The 17,737-nt window shown below is 69.3% G+C and carries 15 protein-coding genes; 14 read left to right on the forward strand and 1 reads right to left on the reverse strand.

The genetic code is table 11. The features are described 5' to 3' along the window. Position 1: 1 nt before the first annotated feature. A complete protein-coding gene (locus ABD732_RS04800; RefSeq protein ID WP_344781125.1) occupies positions 2-829 on the reverse strand; it encodes a pentapeptide repeat-containing protein in 828 nt (275 codons plus the stop codon). Between the two features lie 117 nt (positions 830-946). Here ABD732_RS04800 and ABD732_RS04805 point away from each other — a divergent pair, with 117 nt between their 5' ends. The 14 genes from ABD732_RS04805 (at position 947) to ABD732_RS04870 (ending at position 17,732) form a co-directional block, all read left to right on the forward strand. After that, a complete protein-coding gene (locus tag ABD732_RS04805; RefSeq protein ID WP_344781127.1) occupies positions 947-1,588 on the forward strand; it encodes a hypothetical protein in 642 nt (213 codons plus the stop codon). A gap of 77 nt (positions 1,589-1,665) precedes the next feature. After that, positions 1,666-2,352 (forward strand): MtrAB system response regulator MtrA, encoded by a 687-nt coding sequence (gene mtrA / locus ABD732_RS04810; protein WP_344781128.1) that lies wholly within the window; start codon positions 1,666-1,668, stop codon positions 2,350-2,352. After that, positions 2,349-3,959 carry an MtrAB system histidine kinase MtrB gene (gene mtrB / locus ABD732_RS04815; RefSeq protein ID WP_344781130.1) on the forward strand — a complete coding sequence of 537 codons (1,611 nt, stop codon included), beginning with the start codon at positions 2,349-2,351 and terminating at the stop codon, positions 3,957-3,959. Before mtrA ends, mtrB begins: the two co-directional genes overlap by 4 nt. Positions 3,960-3,967: 8 nt before the next feature. Continuing rightward, positions 3,968-5,689: an LpqB family beta-propeller domain-containing protein gene (locus tag ABD732_RS04820; protein ID WP_344781132.1), complete on the forward strand. Its 1,722-nt coding sequence runs from the start codon at positions 3,968-3,970 to the stop codon at positions 5,687-5,689. Between the two features lie 167 nt (positions 5,690-5,856). Further along, positions 5,857-6,546 (forward strand): ComF family protein, encoded by a 690-nt coding sequence (locus ABD732_RS04825; RefSeq protein ID WP_344781134.1) that lies wholly within the window; start codon positions 5,857-5,859, stop codon positions 6,544-6,546. A 280-nt stretch (positions 6,547-6,826) separates the two neighbouring features. Beyond that, complete coding sequence (gene hpf, locus ABD732_RS04830; protein ID WP_344781136.1) at positions 6,827-7,570, forward strand: ribosome hibernation-promoting factor, HPF/YfiA family; 744 nt, start codon at positions 6,827-6,829, stop codon at positions 7,568-7,570. A gap of 166 nt (positions 7,571-7,736) precedes the next feature. Further along, the gene (secA, locus tag ABD732_RS04835) at positions 7,737-10,508 is read left to right on the forward strand and encodes a preprotein translocase subunit SecA (protein ID WP_344781138.1); all 2,772 of its coding nucleotides are present in this window, start codon (positions 7,737-7,739) and stop codon (positions 10,506-10,508) included. A gap of 117 nt (positions 10,509-10,625) precedes the next feature. Beyond that, positions 10,626-11,060 carry an Rv3235 family protein gene (locus ABD732_RS04840; RefSeq protein ID WP_344781140.1) on the forward strand — a complete coding sequence of 145 codons (435 nt, stop codon included), beginning with the start codon at positions 10,626-10,628 and terminating at the stop codon, positions 11,058-11,060. A gap of 91 nt (positions 11,061-11,151) precedes the next feature. Continuing rightward, positions 11,152-12,636, forward strand: coding sequence for a wax ester/triacylglycerol synthase family O-acyltransferase (locus ABD732_RS04845; protein WP_344781280.1), 1,485 nt, complete (start codon positions 11,152-11,154; stop codon positions 12,634-12,636). Continuing rightward, complete coding sequence (locus ABD732_RS04850) at positions 12,633-13,127, forward strand: DUF6912 family protein (RefSeq protein WP_344781141.1); 495 nt, start codon at positions 12,633-12,635, stop codon at positions 13,125-13,127. The genes ABD732_RS04845 and ABD732_RS04850 overlap by 4 nt, the downstream gene beginning before the upstream one ends. A gap of 112 nt (positions 13,128-13,239) precedes the next feature. Next, a complete protein-coding gene (locus tag ABD732_RS04855) occupies positions 13,240-14,358 on the forward strand; it encodes a ferredoxin reductase (RefSeq protein WP_344781143.1) in 1,119 nt (372 codons plus the stop codon). A 124-nt stretch (positions 14,359-14,482) separates the two neighbouring features. After that, positions 14,483-15,076: a mycothiol transferase gene (locus tag ABD732_RS04860; RefSeq protein ID WP_344781144.1), complete on the forward strand. Its 594-nt coding sequence runs from the start codon at positions 14,483-14,485 to the stop codon at positions 15,074-15,076. Between the two features lie 97 nt (positions 15,077-15,173). Continuing rightward, positions 15,174-16,466, forward strand: coding sequence for a fatty acid desaturase family protein (locus ABD732_RS04865; protein WP_344781146.1), 1,293 nt, complete (start codon positions 15,174-15,176; stop codon positions 16,464-16,466). Positions 16,467-16,511: 45 nt separating this feature from the next. Beyond that, a complete protein-coding gene (locus ABD732_RS04870; RefSeq protein WP_344781148.1) occupies positions 16,512-17,732 on the forward strand; it encodes a fatty acid desaturase family protein in 1,221 nt (406 codons plus the stop codon). The last annotated feature ends 5 nt before the right edge of the window (positions 17,733-17,737 follow it).

A 17,737-nucleotide genomic window follows, 5' to 3' on the forward strand; every position in this document is an offset into this window, starting at 1 on the left:
TTCAGCGGCGCCAGCGCTGCGCGGCCGCTCGCACGGCGTTGTCTTGCGTGGCGATCCAGGCGTCGGCCAGATCGGCGAGCGCCGCGAGCCCGGGCCGCCGGATCCCGATCTGATCGCCCTGGGCTTCGGGCCAATCGTCGTCGCGGGCGATCAGTGTGCGGAGGTCGCCGGGCGTTCCGTCCCAGCAGTGGAAGGTCAATCGCCAGCCCTCGGGCAGCGGCAGGAGTGCGACGTAGCCGGACGGCAGCCCGGACACCGACAGCACGCAGGTGTCGTGGAAGTTCGCTCCCTCCACTCGGGCATCGGTGAGCCGGGTGCCGAGCAGATCGGCACCGGTCAGATCGGCGCCGGTCAGATCGGCGCTCCACAGATCCGCACCGGTGAGCCGGGTCTCGTGGAGCCGGGCTTGGGTGAGCGTTGTGCCGATCAAGGTGGCGCCGGTCAGGTCGGCAGCGGCAAGATCACTGCGGTGTGCCGTCGCTCCGGAGAGTCTGACGTTGCGCATCGTCGCCTGGTGCAGGCGCGCCTCGGCCATTTGCGCCATTGACAGGTCGGCGCCGGTGAGGACCGCGGCGTGCAGGTCCGCGCGGTTGAGTGAGGCGCCCGTCAGGCCGGCGTCTGTCAGGACGGCCCCGGCCATCCGGGCGATCTGCAGGCGGGCGCCGTCGAGCCTGGCCCCGGTCAGATCACTCTCGCGCAGGTCGGCGCCCCGCAGATTGGCCCCACGCAGGTCGGCGCCCCGCAGCAGGGTTCCGCGGAGATCGGTGTCGCGCAGGTCCCGTTCCCGCAGATCGCGGCCGCTCAGGTCGCTGCCCGGCGCAATGTCCACGCATCGATTCTAATGCTCGTGGCACCCGTGCCACCGGGTATCAGGACCGGGCCGGGAACCTTTCTGGTCCAGGACGCCTCTTAGAAGTGAGAAGCCACCGAACCGGAGGAGACGACCATGACCGACTTCGACATCGACGGCGACGGCATCATCGACGCCGTCGGGTACGACACCGACGGCGACGGCCACCTGGACACCTACGACTACGACACCGACGGGGACGGCATCACGGACACCAGGGGGATCGACGCGAACCTGGACGGAGTCGCCGAGGTCAGTCTCTTCGACACCAACCGCGACGGGGCCTTCGACCGGGCCGAGGTCGACACGACGGGCGACGGACGACCCGATTACGTGTCGGTGGACACCAACTTCGACGGCGTGCACGAGGCTTTCTTGTTCGACACCGACGGCGACGGCCATCTGGACGCCTACGCAGCGGACGGCGACCAGAACGGGACCTACGACATCGTCCAGTTGGACGACGACGGAGACGGCACCGTCGACCGCACACTCACTCCGCAACGCGATTTGCCGCCCGAGCCCGGGGTCGCGGTGGTCGGCGGTGACTCGGGGACCGACTACACGATCGTCGGCGACCCGGTGCCGGGCACCGGTGCGGCCGAGAGCTGGCAGGTCGATGCGATGGTGGCCGAGCACAACGGCCGCATCGCCGACATCTGGCTCGACACCGACCGCGACGGCGACGGCACCCCCGATCACCGGGATCGGGCTCCCCGGGACTCGAGCCGGCGCTGACGGATGTCGCGCCGGAACGCGGCTCGAGGCCGCGGTCCGGCGCGTCGTCCACGTCTCGGTGAGATAACAGTGTCACGATGGTCGACATGAAGCCACGGATCCTGGTCGTCGACGACGATGCCTCGCTGGCCGAGATGCTGACCATCGCGCTGCGCAACGAGGGATTCGATCCGTACGTGGTCGGCGACGGCACGCAGGCGCTGCCGGCGGTCCGCGAACTGCGCCCCGACCTGATCCTCCTGGACCTGATGCTGCCCGGCATGAACGGCATCGACGTGTGCCGCGCCGTCCGCAACGAGTTCAATGTGCCGATCGTGATGCTGACCGCCAAGTCCGACACCGTCGACGTGGTCCTCGGCCTGGAGTCCGGCGCCGACGACTACATGGTCAAGCCGTTCAAGCACAAGGAACTGGTGGCCCGCATCCGCGCGCGCCTGCGCCGCACCGACGACGAGCCCGCAGAACTGCTGTCCATCGGGCCGGTGGAGATCGACGTGCCCGCCCACAAGGTCACCCGCGACGGCGTCCCGATCTCGCTGACGCCGCTGGAGTTCGATCTCCTGGTGGCGCTCGCGCGCAAGCCGCGGCAGGTCTTCACCCGCGAGGTGCTCCTGGAACAGGTGTGGGGTTACCGCCACCCCGCCGACACCCGCCTGGTGAACGTGCACGTCCAGCGGTTGCGCGCGAAAGTCGAGACCGACCCGGAGAACCCGGAGATCGTGCTCACCGTGAGGGGGGTCGGCTACAAGGCCGGACCGCCGTGATCAACCGACGGAGGGTCAACCGCTCCATCGCTTCTGTCCAACGCGCGGCCGCCGGTGTCGGCCGCGCGTTCGGTTCGCTATGGCGTCGTTCGCTCCAGCTGCGCGTGGTGGTCTCCACCCTGGCGCTGTCGTTCGTGGTGCTGCTGATCGTGGGCTTCCTGCTGATCAGCCAGATCGCCGGGCGCCTGCTCGAGGACAAGCAGGCCATGGCACTGAGTCAGCTGGAGCGCTCGCGGATCCTGGTCGAAAGGGTGCTCACCTCCAGCGAAGCCAGCGCGTCGACGCAGACGCGGCTGGCGCGGGCGCGGGCGTTGCTGACAGATCAGGACACCGATGCCGCGACCACCTCGTCGACCGGCGGCGCCTACGACACTGTGCTGCTGGTGCCGGGCCGGAGTGGGGAACCGCCGCTGGCCGGGACCGGACCGGTGTCGGAGGTCTCGCCGCAGCTGCAGGCCATGGTCTCCCGGGGACAGGTCGCCTATCAGTACACGACGGTGCAGCGCGGCAGCGAACAGGTGCCGGCGCTGGTGACCGGCACCCCGGTGGAGACTGCGATCCCCGGCCTGGAGCTGTACATGGTCTTCCCGATGGGCAGCGAGCAGAAGACGGTTTCGCTGGTCCGCAACACCATGCTGGTCGGCGGCGTCGTGCTCCTCGGGCTGCTCGCGGCCATCGCCTGGCTGGTGACGCGGCAGGTGGTCGGCCCGCTGCGGTCGGCGTCCCGGATCGCGGTGCGCTTCGCCGACGGCCGCCTCACCGAGCGCATGCCCGTGCACGGCGAGGACGAGTTCGCGCGGTTGGCGGTGTCGTTCAACGACATGGCCGAGAGTCTGTCCCGGCAGATCACCCATCTGGAGGAGTTCGGCGGCCTGCAGCGCCAGTTCACCTCCGACGTCTCCCACGAGCTGCGCACTCCGCTGACCACCGTGCGGATGGCCGCCGACATGCTGTACGAGGGCCGCGACGAACTCGACCCGATGCAGCGGCGCAGCGTAGAACTGATGGACAAGGAGCTCGACCGCTTCGAGACGCTGCTGACCGAGTTGCTGGAGATCTCCCGGCACGACGCCGGGCAGGCCGAACTCTCCGCCGAGAGGATGGACATGGCCATCCCGATCGAGGCCGCCCTGGCCACCGTGGAACCGCTGGCCGCCGACACCGGCACCGAACTGGTCGTGGATCTGCCGGTGGAGCCGGTGCTGGCCGAGATCGATCCGCGACGCATCGAGCGCGTGCTGCGCAACCTCCTCGCCAATGCCATCGACCACGGAGAACATCGACCGGTGACCCTCACCATGCGCTCGGACGGCGACGCCGTCGCCGTCACCGTGCGCGACGAAGGCATCGGACTCAAGCCAGGGGAGGAGAAACTGGTCTTCAATCGCTTCTGGCGCTCGGACCCGTCGCGGGTGCGCCGTTCCGGCGGCACCGGCCTCGGCCTGGCCATCAGCATCGAGGACGCCCGCCTGCATCAGGGGCGCCTGGAAGCAGCGGGCGAACCCGGCGTGGGCTCGTGTTTCCGACTCACCCTGCCGCTGGTGCGCGGACACAAACTGCTGGGCAGCCCGCTGCCGCTGCATCCGGCCGGGGGGACGACGCGATGAGGACACGCGTGAGGCGCGCACTGCTCGCCCCCTGGATCGTGGTGCTGGTGGCACTGATGGCGGCCACCGGCTGCGTGGCGATCCCGGACTCGTCGTCGCCCCAGCCGGTGCAGGAGTTCAACCGGTCCCTGCCGACCAACCTGGTGCCCACCCCCAAACGCTCCGACGACCCGGAGACGCTGGTCCGGAACTTCGTCAAGGCCATGGCCGATCCGGAGTCCGGGCACAGTGCCGCGCGGCGCTTCCTGACCCCGGGCGCCTCCGAACGCTGGGACGACCAGGGGCCGATGACGATTCTCAGCGACCTGCGGGTGGTGGTGGACGAACGCAGTGAGAGCGCGGTGCGGTTGCGGGTGATCGGCGAGCAGGTCGGTGTCCTCAGCACGATCGGCCAGCTGACGCCGAGCGCCGGCGAGAAGGTGATCCCGCTGACCCTGACCAGGCCCAACGGCGCCTGGCGGATCGAAGGCGACATGCTCGCCGGCACCGTCACCGACAGCACCCAGTTCGACGCCACCTACCGCCTCGCCCAGCTGTACTTTCCCGATCGCACGGCCACCCGGCTGGCCGGCGACCCGCGCTGGATGTACGGCGCCTCCGTCGATCCCACCGAACTGGTGAGCCGTCTCGTGTCCGGACCGGCACCCGACCTCACCGGAGCGGTGGAGACCGCGGCCGGCAAGGACGTGACCATGCGCGGCCCGGTGGTGCAGGAGGGGGAGCGGGTGACGATCAACCTCGGCGGTCTGACCGACGCCGACACGCGCAACCGCACGGTGATCGCAGCCCAGCTGATCTGGACGCTCGACGAGGCCGGGATCCGGGGCACCTATCTGATCAATGCCGACGGCAGTCCGCTGATCGCCGAGCGGTCCGACGGGTGGCGGCCGGCCGACGTCAAGGCGTTCGACCCCGAACCCGACACCGGCCCGATCCCGCTGCACGTGGTGCGCGGCGGTCTGTATCGGGTCACCGCGACCGGCACGGCGCCGGTCGCCGGCCCGCTCGGCACCGCCGACGATCTGCGGTCCGCGGCGATCTCGGTGAATCAGACCCGGGTGGCCGCGGTCGCCGACCGCGGCGATGAGCGCGTGCTGCTGCAGGGGCCGTACGGCGGGGACGTGACCGAGGTGACCAGCGCCGGCGAGATCAGCAGCCCCAGCTTCGGGGCCACCACCGACACCGGCTACGCGCTGGTCGACTCCGAACCCGTGCTGTGGACGGTGGACGACGCAGGCTCGACCGCGCGGGTGGTGCCGCTGGACATCAGCGAGGTCACGGCTGTCGACCCGGGCCCGATCACCTCGTTCAAGGTCTCTCCCGACGGCGTCCGCGTCGCCCTGGTGGTCGGCGGCCGCGTGCTGCTGGCGGCTCTGTCGACCAGCGACCGCGGCGCGCCCTCGTTGACCGGCGTGGACATGGTCTCCTACGGGGTCACCTCCCCGGTGGTCTCGATCGCCTGGGGCGGGGTCACCAACCTGTATCTGGCGCGGGAAGGCGACGACACCCCGATCATGCGGGTCCCGATCTCCGGGCTGCCCCCGACCGGACTGGTCTCGGGCAACCTGAAGCCCCCGGTGCGCGCGGTGGCCGCCACCCGCACCACCGTGTACGCGGGTGACGTGCGGGCGGTCCTGGAACTGGGAACCGCCCCGGGCTCGGCCGACCAGTACTGGACCTCGGTCGGCGACGTCCCCGACGGCGCCGTCCCGGTGACCCAGGCCGGATAGCCCCGGCGACGCGGCGCCGACCCTCCGCGGAACGTGACCGACCTGTGGTCCGAGACCGCGGAAGGTCGGCCGGCGATCGAGGGGAGTCGTGACTGCCGGCACGTCGCGCGCTCAGGGCTGGGGATACCGCCCTCGACAGCGCGGCCGCCGCCGCCGACGATGCCCACATGGCCGCTGGGATGCGCGGGGTGCTCGGGGCCGCGCTGGAACTGGCCGTGCCGGTCGAGTGCGGCGGCTGCCGGCGCCCGGGCACGCCGTGGTGCCCGCGGTGCGCCGCCGCGGTGCGCGACGATCCGGTCGTGCTGCGGCCCCGCGTCGAGATCGGTGTGCCGGCGTGGGCGACGGGCCGCTACCGGGGGCCGCTGAGAACCGCGGTGGTCGATCTGAAGGAGCATCGGCGGGCCGATCTGGTGCCGGTGCTCGGCGCGGTGCTCGCCCGCAGCCTGCTGCGGTTGGCCGAATGGGAGGCGATCGTCCCCGCCGCACGGCTGGCACTGGTCCCCGCGCCCACGCGGGTGCTGTCGGCGCGGCGGCGCGGCGGCGATCCGGTCACCGCACTGGCGCGCGACGCCGCCGCACGGCTCGGACCGCGCGTGGCCGCGGTGCCGCTGCTGACCATCGCGCCGTGGACGCGCGACTCGGCCGGGCTCTCCGCCGGCGGGCGCCTGGCGAACCTGCACGGGGCGGTGCGCCTGGTCCGCCGCCCGCCGCCCGCGCTGAAGGCGCCGCACCCCGGCACCGTCGTGCTGCTGGTGGACGACGTCCTGACCACCGGGGCGACGGCGGCCTCGGCCGTGACCGCCCTGGAGGCCTCCGGGGTCGCCGTCTCCGGTGTGGTGGTGCTTGCCGGTGCCTGAGTGACGGCTGTGAAGGCTGACACCAAGCCCTGTCTGTCGCGTGGAAATGTAGAGAAGAAGTGCCGGAGCAGATAACGTCGACGGTGACAGTGATGAACTTCAGCTGCAGGAGGTGGATGTCCTTCGCCCGGCGCCGAAGTTCGTCGGAATCGGGACTCGACTGATCGGCAATCTGCGGTGAGTCACTGCGAAGTAGTCGTGCAAATCCCTTGTGCGGCAAACGAATTGCAACCGTCCTGGATTTCAACCTCCGGGGCGGCGCGATCGGAGGAGGATGTCGATGTCGGTTGTTCATCGCAAAGGACAGCGGGAACCGAAGGGCCCAGCCCCCACCGAGGCCGAGGTGCGTGATTCTTCGGCCTTCGAGCGTCCCGCGTCGCTGCGGGCCGTCTCCGAACCGGCCCAGCCGGATGCCGAAGTGGTGATGAGCGGACGCAACGTGGTGATCCCGGATCACTTCCGCGTGTACGTGGGCGACAAGCTCGCCCGCCTCGAACGGTTCGACACCTCGCTGACGCGCTTCGAGGTGGTGCTCTACCACGAGCCCAACCGACGCCAGCAGAAGCAGGCAGAGGTGGTGGAGGTGACCGCGCGCTGCGACGGCCCCGTCGTCCGCGCGCAGGCCAGCGGTGAGAACTTCTACGCCGCCACCGAGCAAGTGATGGACAAGCTGCAGAAGCGGCTGCGCCGTGCCAACAACCGCAAGCGCATTCGCAAGAACGGTCCAGGCCGTGCGATGTCGCTGGCCGAGGCGACCGCGCCCGGCGCTCTCGTCGACGATCCGGACCCGGAGACCCTCGCCGAGGCCGAGGACCGGTGGGACGACGGCGTCGAACCGTACGAACCCGGTCGGGTGGTCCGCTTCAAGGAGCACGACGCCATCCCGATGACCGTCGACGACGCCCTCTACGAGATGGAACTGGTCGGACACGACTTCTTCCTGTTCCACGACAAGGAGAGCGACCGGCCGTCCGTGGTCTACCGGCGCCACGCCTTCGACTACGGGCTCATCCGCCTGTCCTGAGCGAAGCGAAGCGGAGTCGAAGGGCCTCGCCTGAGCGGAGCCGAACGCAGATCGGGGCGTCGTCCTGATCGGTGACAAACGAATGAACGGTACGATGGAATCCGGTCTGCACTTGACGTGCAGACCGGATTCTTTGACGATCACGACCGATGGGGACTGTGAGACCGTGCTGAACAAGCTGCTGCGCCTGGGTGAAGGCCGGATGGTCAAGAGGCTCGACGCCATCGCCGACCAGGTCGACGCCCTTTCCGACGAGATGGAAGCGCTGTCTGACAACGAGCTGCGCGCCAAGACCGAGGAGTTCCGCGAGCGGCTGAAGGACGGGGAGACGCTCGACCACCTGCTGGTGGACGCGTTCGCCGTGGCCCGCGAGGCGGCGGTGCGCGTGCTGGCTCAGAAGCACTTCCACGTGCAGATCATGGGCGGCGCCGCCATGCACTTCGGGAACATCGCCGAGATGAAGACCGGTGAGGGCAAGACCCTGACCTGTGTGCTCCCGGCCTACCTCAACGCGCTCAGCGGCGACGGCGTGCACGTGGTCACCGTGAACGACTACCTGGCCAAGCGTGACGCCGAGCAGATGGGCCGTGTTCACCGCTTCCTGGGTCTGCAGACCGCCGTGATCCTCACCGGTATGACTCCGGACCAGCGCCGCGTCGCCTATCACGCCGACATCACCTACGGCACCAACAACGAGTTCGGGTTCGACTACCTGCGCGACAACATGGCCCACAGCCTGGAAGAACTGGTGCAGCGCGGCCACAACTACGCCGTGGTCGACGAGGTCGACTCGATTCTGGTGGACGAGGCGCGGACCCCGCTGATCATCTCCGGCCCCGCGGACTCGTCGAGCAAGTGGTACACCGAGTTCGCGCGGATCTCACCGCTGCTGGAGAAGGACGTCCACTACGAGGTGGACATCAAGAAGAAGACGATCGGCGTGCACGAGGCCGGCGTGACGCTGGTCGAGGACCGCCTGGGCATCGACAACCTGTACGAGCCCGCCAACTCGCAGCTGGTCAGCTACCTGAACAACGCGATCAAGGTCAAGGAACTCTTCCACAAGGACAAGGACTACATCGTCCGCAACGGCGAGGTCCTGATCGTCGACGAGTTCACCGGCCGCGTCCTCGACGGCCGCCGGTTCAACGAGGGCCTGCACCAGGCGATCGAGGCCAAAGAGGGCGTCGAGATCAAGGCGGAGAACCAGACCCTCGCCCAGATCACGCTGCAGAACTACTTCCGCCTGTACGACAAGCTCGCGGGCATGACCGGTACGGCCGAGACCGAGGCCGCCGAGTTCCAGCAGATCTACAAGCTCGGCGTGGTCCCCATCCCGACCAACATGCCGATGATCCGCATGGACAAGTCCGACCTGATCTACAAGACCGAAGAGGCCAAGTTCGCGGCCGTGGTCGACGATGTCACCGAGCGCCACGAGAACGGTCAGCCGGTCCTGATCGGTACCACCAGCGTCGAGCGTTCGGAGTACCTGTCCCGGCTGCTGACCGAACGCGGGGTCAAGCACACGGTGCTGAACGCCAAGTTCCACGAGCAGGAGGCGCAGATCGTGGCCGAGGCCGGCCGGCTGTCGGCGGTCACGGTGGCCACCAACATGGCCGGCCGCGGTACCGACGTGGTGCTCGGCGGCAACCCGGACATCATCGCTGACACCCGGCTGCGCAAGGCGGGTCTGGATCCGGTGAACACCCCGGACGAGTACGAGGCGGCCTGGGACGAGGCCATCGAGGTGGCCCGGAGCAACGCCGCGAAGGAGGCCGAGGACGTCTGTGCGGCCGGCGGCCTCTACGTGCTGGGCACCGAGCGGCACGAGTCGCGCCGTATCGACAACCAGCTCCGCGGCCGCTCCGGCCGTCAGGGAGACCCGGGCGAGTCCCGCTTCTACCTGTCGCTGGGCGACGAGCTGATGCGGCGGTTCAACGCCGCCGCGCTCGACACCATCATGACGCGGTTCAACCTGCCCGAGGACGTGCCGATCGAGGCGAAGATGGTCACCCGGGCCATCCGCAGCGCACAGACGCAGGTCGAGGAGCAGAACTTCGAGATCCGCAAGAACGTCCTCAAGTACGACGAGGTGATGAACGAGCAGCGCAAGGTCATCTACGGCGAACGCCGCGAGGTCCTCGAGGGCGAGAACCACCGCGAGCAGATCCGCCAGATGGTGGCCGACGTGGTCGGCGCGTACGTCGACGGCGCCACCGTCGAGGGGTATGCCGAGGACTGGGACATCGACGAGCTGTGGACCGCGCTGGGCAACCTGTATCCGATCTCCCTGGACAAGGCGACCGTCTTCAGCGAGAACGAGTTCGGGGAGCGCGACGACCTGGACCGCGATGAGCTGCGCTCGATCGTCGTCGACGACGCGCTGGCCGCCTACGACCGCCGCGAGGCCGAGCTGGCCGCGATCGGCGGCGACGACGCCATGCGCCAGCTGGAGCGGTCGGTGCTGCTGATGGTGCTCGACCGCAAGTGGCGCGATCACCTCTACGAGATGGACTACCTGCGCGAAGGCATCCACCTGCGGTCGATGGCGCAGCGCGATCCGGTGGTCGAGTACCAGCGCGAGGGCTACGACATGTTCATGGGCATGCTCGAGGGCATGAAGGAGGAGACCGTCACCCTGCTGTTCAACGCGCAGGTGCAGGCGCAGGCTCCCGAACCCGCCCTGGGCAGTTCGGTCTCGGACATGCTGGCCGGCGGAGGTCTGGGCGGTGGCCTGGCCGCCGAGGACGAGAGCGAATCGCAGATCACCTACAGCGGACCGTCCGAGGACGGCACGCCCGAGGTGCGCTCGGCGGTCGAGGAACTCTTCTCGGGTACCCCGGCCGAGGTGCTGGGCGACGACGCGCACGAGCCGGTCACCGGCACCCGCAAGGAGCGCCGCGCCGCCGAACGGCGCAACCGCCGCCGCAAGTAGCGCCCGGCCCCCGCCGGCGATGCCCGTGCGGGGAGTGGTGCCCCTGCGCGGAGCGAGAATCCTGCGCCGATCCGGCGCGTCGTGGAACCGAAACGGTCCCCGGCGCGTCGGATCTGTATGACGGGGATACTGCTCGACGCGCAACGGGAGGCACCACCGGAACCGGAGCTGCCGCCGCCCGACCTGGATCTCGCCACGACGGTCCGGTCGTTCGCGGTGGCCGTCCTGGCCCGGACCCTGGAGGTGCTCGACGGCCGCCGGCCGCGGACGCAACTGGCCGGGGCGGTGGCCGATCCGGTGCTGGCGCAGATCACGGCGCTGCTGCAGCACGGGATCGTCGGGGGCAACGCCGACTGCGCCCGCCTGCATCGGGTGCACGTGCAGCTGCGTTCTCCGGCGGCGGCCGAGTTCTTCGGCACCTTCGTCCGGGGCGCCAGGGCGCGGGCCCTGGCCGGGAGTCTGGAGCGCCGCGAGGTGCGGGTCTCGCCTCCCGGTGTGCTCCCGCGCAGGACCCGCGAACGCTGGGTGGTCGCCGAGTTCACGATCCTGTGATCGTGGGCTCGTGAGCACGCAGACGGGGCGCATCGGCGGGCCCGTGACCGGCGGCGCGGATGCCGCGGCGGGGAACTATCATCGAGTGATCATGGTGAATCGACTGTCGCCGGACGACGCGATGTTCTATTTCCTGGGCGGGGCGGGTACGACGACCCATCTGGGCGCGCTGTTGATCCTCGATCCGGCGCAGGCCGGGCCCGGCGCGGCGAAACTGGACTACTCGTCCCTGGTCTCCCTGGTGGAGAACCGGCTGCAGTTGGTGCCCCGCTACCGGCAGGTGGTCACCGAGGTGACGCTCGGGCTGGCGCGGCCGCTCTGGGTGGACGACCCCGATTTCGACATCGCCTTCCACGTCCGGATGTCGGCGTTGCCGCAGCCCGGCAGCGACGAGCAGCTGCAGGAACTGATCGCCCGCGTCATGTCGCGGCCGCTCGACCGCGACCGGCCGCTGTGGGAGCTGTATCTGATCGAGGGCCTGGCCGACGGCCGCCTGGCGATCCTGAGCAAGACCCACCGCTGCCTGCTCGGTTCGGGGGAGGGCCTGGAGATCAGCGAGGTGATCACCGACGACACCGCGGAGCCGGAGCTGCTGCCCACCGATCTGTGGATGCCGGGACACCCGCCGGGACCGCGGAGCGTCACGATGGGGGCGCTGGCCGAGGCGATGGCGCGGCCGGGGGAACTGGTGGAATCGCTGTTCAACGGCAGCGGCCCGATCGCGGACCTGCTCACGCTGGCCGATCGTTCGGCGCGCTTCATCGGCAACTCGGTGCAGCAACTGGTGAACACCGCCCCCGACAGCCCCCTCAACACGGTCTCCAGTTCGGCACGGCTGTACACCTTCGCCTCGCTGTCGCGCGCGGAGTGCCTGCGTGTCGCCGAACGTTTCGAGTGCAGCTTCAACGACGTGGTCCTCGGCGTCATCACGGGTGTGATGCGCCGGTGGACGCTGTCGGTGAAGGACTCGGTGGCGCACGGCGAGACCGTGCGCGCGGTGCTGCCGCTGGGGGCGCGCGAGCCGGTGGCCGACGGTCGGCGGGGCGGCGGCTGGATCAGTGAGGGGCGCGCCGAGTTCGTCACCGACCTGCCGGTCGGGGAGGACGCGCCCGCGGTGCGCCTGATGCAGGTGGCGGGCTTGGCCGACCGCTACTCGCAGTCGCAGCGCCGCATGACCCCGGGGATGCGTCCACTCCTGCCGGAGCTCGGCGTGGTGCCCTTCGCCGACGTGTCCACCCGGGTGTTCAACAGCATCTTCCAGCGGTCGTTCAACGTGCCGATCAGCATGGGCGACCACCGGATCGCTCCCCGCTACGTGGCCGGGGTGCCGGTGGTCTCGCTTTACACGATCCCGACGCTGATCACCCAGCGTGCGCTGGCGATCAGCGTCAGCGAGTACGGCGAGAGCGTGGAGTTCGGCTTCATGGCCGACCGGAACGTGGTGGGCGACCTGCCGGCGATGGCCGGCTACGTCGCCGAGTCGATGGAAGAACTGGCCACGGGCGGGTTTCCGGACCGGCCCTTCGACCGCCGTGCGGTGACCGGCGACGACTCCCGGAACGAGGTGGACGAATGAGGGTGTACCTGCCCGCGACCCTGTCCGACGTGCAGCAGTTGCTGGCCGACGGCGCCTGGATGCCGCTGGGCGGTACCGGCTTCGCCCTCACGCCTGCGCTGCGCGAGGCGTACGTGGCCGGCGACGACGAGGAATTGTCCGAGGTGGCCCTGCGCGAAGCCGCCCGGGCCAGCCTGCGGTTGCTCGCGGCGCGGGACGGCGACCTGCCGGTGCGGCGGGTGGTGGTGGTCGCCGAGCGCGACGATGCGGCGGCACGCCCGGACCTGGACGTGGCCGTGGTGCGGATCTCCGGTCCGGTGACCGAAGATCAGGTGGTCGCGGTGCATGTGGACGGCGCCGACGCCGAGACGGCGGTGCGCGCGGCGGTGGACTGTATCGACGAGGCCGACCTCGGTGACGAAGATGCCGAATTGGCGCTCGGCGATGCCGAGGACCACGACCTGGCCTGGTACGCGACGCAAGAACTGCCGTTCCTCCTGGACCTGCTGTAGCCGAGCGGTGCCTCCGGTCGACTTGCGCCGCACGGCTACGGGTCCGTAAGTTACGGTACCGTAGGTAGCCTGGCGGGAACTCCGGCCGAGCGGGTTCGAGAGGGAGGTCACGATGAGTGCGTGGCGGGAACGATTCGAGGCTCCGGCACGTGCCGCAGCGTCGTCCAGCAAGGGGGCGCACTGGTTGCGCGCCGCCGCGGCGCGCGTGACCACACCGCTGTTGCCCGACGACTATCTGCACCTGGCCAATCCGCTGTGGTCGGCGCGTGAACTGCGCGGCAAGGTCGTCGCGGTGACCGCGGAGACCGAGGACTCGGCGACCATCGTCATCCGGCCGGGCTGGGGCTTCTCCTTCGACTACCGCGCCGGGCAGTACATCGGGATCGGCATTCCGGTGGAGGGGCGCTGGACCTGGCGGTCGTACTCGCTGACCAGCGACCCGGACACCTCGCGCGGAGACAAGACCGTGGCGATCACCGTCAAGGCGCTGCCCGAGGGCTTCCTGTCCTCGCATCTGGTGAGCGGGCTGGCGCCGGGCACGGTGGTCCGGCTGGCCGCACCGGCGGGCGAATTCGTCCTGCCCGAGCCGCTGCCCGAGAAGCTGCTGCTGGCCACGGCCGGCAGTGGGATCACCCCCATCATGTCGATGCTGCGCACCATGCGCCGCCGCGGCCGGCGCAGCGACGTGGTGCTGATCCATTCCGCGCCCGCCGAGGATGCCGTGCTGTTCCGCGACGAACTCCAGGCGCTCGCCGACGACGGGATGCTGACGCTGCGGTTGTGGCTCACCCGCGACAGCGGGCGGCTGACGCCGGAGGCGCTGACCAGGCTGTGCGGGGACTGGGCGCAGAGGGAGACCTGGGCGTGCGGTCCCGGGGGCTTTCTGGACATGCTCACCGGAGCCTACGAGGGCGCCGGAGTGGGCGATTCCCTGCATATCGAGCGCTTCGCCCTCGAACGCGGCGCCCACGGCGCGCAGGGGGGCACCGTCACGTTCGGCACTCGCGACAAGACGATCGACGTCGACGGCGCCACCACGCTCCTCGAAGCGGGGGAGCAGGCCGGGGTGCAGATGCCCTACGGCTGCCGCATGGGAATCTGCCAGACCTGCGTCATCATGCTCGACAAGGGTTGTGTGCGCGATCTGCGGACCGGCGTCGAGCACGTGGAGGGCGAGCGTATCCAGACGTGCGTGAGCGCTGCCGCGGGCGACTGCACACTCGACGTCTGACGTCCCGGGCCGTGCCTGCGCGGAATCGTGTCCGGAAATAGCCGACGGAAGCGGACAGAATCTGTCCGCAATGCCTGGGAACGTAGGAGTTGCCCGAGAAGGCGCCGACAATCCGGAGGACACCATGTACACACCAGCCCGCGACGACGAACTGACCGGTCTCACGAACTACGCCGATCAGCAGCTGGGCGCTCTGCGCGCCGCGCTGTACGGACTCACCGAGGAGCAGGCGCGGTCGACGCCCTGCCGCAGCAGCCTCTCGGTCGGCGGGATCGTCAAGCACGTCGAGCAGGGAATGGCCGGCGCGATCGACCGGCTGCGCAACGGTGCGCAGTCGCCGGAGCTGGACGAGGCCGGAGTCGCCGCGTACCTGGACGGCCTGGTCCTCGGTGCCGACGAATCGGCGGCCGAGCTCGTCGAGCGCTTCGACCGCACCCGGGTGGAGTTCCTCGAGGCGCTGGCGCAGACGGATCCGGACAGCGAAGCGGAAGCGCCGCCCGCGCCGTGGTCGGGGATCTACGAGTCCACGCCCATCAAGAACCGCTACTACCTGGTGCATCAGATCGAGGAGTTCGCGCGTCACGCCGGGCACGCCGACATCATCCGCGAACAGATCGACGGACAGTCGGTGCCGGGGCTCGAGATGTCGATGGCCGGTGCACCGGCGAATCAGTTCTTCACCCCGTTCGTCCCCGAGCCCGGGACGCTGCTGACGTGACCGGGTGATCCGGTTCACGTCTGGTCGAGGGTAGACAACCTACGGTGCCGTAACCTACGCTTGCGTAAGTTGTAGAGACTCGACGTGAGGAGAGCCAATGGCGATCAAGGACATCCCCGAGTACGCGCACCTGACCGATTCCGATGTGGCGGCCATCGCCGTCGAACTCGAGCAGATCCGGACCGACATCGAAGCCGATCGGGGCGAGCGCGATGCGCGCTACATCCGGAACACGATCGCCTTCCAGCGCGGTCTGGAGCTCTCCGGGCGCGCCTTGATCTTCGGCTCGCGCAAGCGTTCGCTGTGGTGGGCCGGAGCCGGCGCGCTCGGCGTCGCCAAGATCATCGAGAACATGGAGCTCGGGCACAACGTGATGCACGGGCAGTGGGACTGGATGAACGATCCGGAGATCCACTCGACGTCGTGGGAGTGGGACAACGCCGGCCCCAGCGCGCACTGGAAGCACCAGCACAACTTCGTCCACCACAAGTACACCAACGTCCTGGGCATGGACGACGACGTGGGCTACGGCCTGCTGCGCGTCACCCGCGACCAGCGCTGGCGCCCGTTCTACCTGGGCAACATCCTGTGGAACACCGTCTTGTGTGTGGCCTTCGAATACGGTGTCGCCGCGCAGCACCTGGAGCTGGGTAAGAAGCGCAAGACCGACGAGGAACGCGCCCAGTTCCGGCAGGACCTGCGCGACGCCGGCCGAAAGATCGGCAAGCAGGCGGCCAAGGACTACGTGGTCTACCCGGCGCTCGTGGGTGGGGCCACCCGCTCGCGGCGCGGCTGGCGCAAGGCGCTCACCGCCAACGTGATGGCCAATGTGATCCGCAACGTGTGGACCAACGCGGTGATCTTCTGCGGGCACTTCCCCGACGGCGCCGAGAAGTTCACCAGACGCGACATGGCCGTGGAGAACAAGGGTCAGTGGTATCTGCGGCAGATGCTCGGCAGCGCCAATTTCCGGTCCGGTCCGGTGCTGGGCTTCATGAGCGGCAACCTGTCGTACCAGATCGAGCACCACATCTTCCCGGACCTGCCGAGCAACCGGCTGCCGGAGATCTCGGTGCGCGTGCAGGCCATCTGCGCCGAGTACGACCTGCCGTACACCACCGGCTCGTTCCCGCTGCAGTACGCGAAGTCCTGGCGCACCATCGCCAAGCTGTCGCTGCCGAACAAGTACCTCAAGGCCACCAGCGACGACGCCCCCGAGACGGCCTCGGAACTGCGGTTCAAGGAGTCGCCCGAGCAGCGCCTGACGGCCTCGGTGGATCCGCGCACCGGCCGTCGACGCGGCCTGAAGTCGGCGCTGGTGCGCCGGCGGGACCGCCGCCGCGGCGTGGCGCAGTTGCCGGTGCGCAGTGATGATCGACCGGCGGCCTGAGACGGGTACTGCATTTCCGTCTCGGGCGGGGCATACTGGACAGTAATGGCGATCTCAGACATCAACGAGTATGCGCACCTGAGCGATGCGGACGTCGAAGCACTCGGCATCGAACTCGATGCGTTGCGTCGCCGTGTGGAATCCGAGCTCGGCGAGAGCGACGTGCGGTACCTGCGCCGCACCATCGCCGCCCAGCGCGGTCTGGAGGTGGCCGGGCGGCTGGCGCTGTTGGGCAGCGGGCGCAGGTCGCTGTGGCTGGCCGGTACCGCCTCACTCGCCCTGGCCAAGATCATCGAGAACATGGAGCTCGGGCACAACGTGATGCACGGGCAGTGGGACTGGATGAACGACCCCGAGATCCACTCCACCACCTGGGAGTGGGACATGGTGTGCGCGGCGCCCCACTGGAAGCACTCGCACAACTACATCCACCACAAGTACACCAACGTCCTCGACATGGACCACGACGTCGGTTACAAGATGCTCCGCGTCACGCGCGATCAGCCGTGGGAGCCGCGCCGGCTGTTCCAGCCGGTGTCCAACCTGTTCCTGGCCGCCACCTTCGAGTGGGGCATCGCCCTGCACGACCTCGACATCGGCGGGATCATCGCCGGTCGCCGGTCGAAGGAAGAGGGGATCCCCGAGGTCAAGCGTTTCCTCGGTAAGGCGGCCCGCCAGATGGGCAAGGACTACGTGCTGTTCCCGGCGCTGTCGGGCCGGAACTTCAAGCACACCCTCACCGCGAATCTGACGGCGAACCTGATCCGCAACCTGTGGGCCTACGTGGTGATCTTCTGCGGGCACTTCCCGGACGGGGCGGAGAAGTTCACCGTCGAGACCCTCGAGGACGAGACGCCGGGCCAGTGGTATCTGCGTCAGATGCTCGGAACAGCGAACTTCGAGGCCGGTCCGGGGCTGGCCTTCATGAGCGGCAACCTCTGCTACCAGATCGAGCACCACCTGTACCCGGACCTGCCGAGCAACCGGCTGGCCGAGGTCTCGGTGACGGTCCGCGAGCTGTGCCAGAAGTACGATCTGCCGTACAACACCGACAGCTTCACCATGCAGTACCTGCGGACGCTGCGGACCATCAACAAGCTGGCTCTGCCCGACCGGTTCCTTTCCGACACCGTCGACGATGCGCCCGAGACCACCTCGGAGCGGCGCTTCGACGGGCTGGCCACGCGCTCGCCGGGGCTGCGCACCGCGCTGACCCGGCTCAAGGAGAGCCGCGCTTCGCGCGCCCTCCGCAACCGTCGGCTCTAGTCCGC

The organism is Gordonia caeni, assembly GCF_039537105.1.
Lineage (GTDB): Bacteria > Actinomycetota > Actinomycetes > Mycobacteriales > Mycobacteriaceae > Gordonia > Gordonia caeni.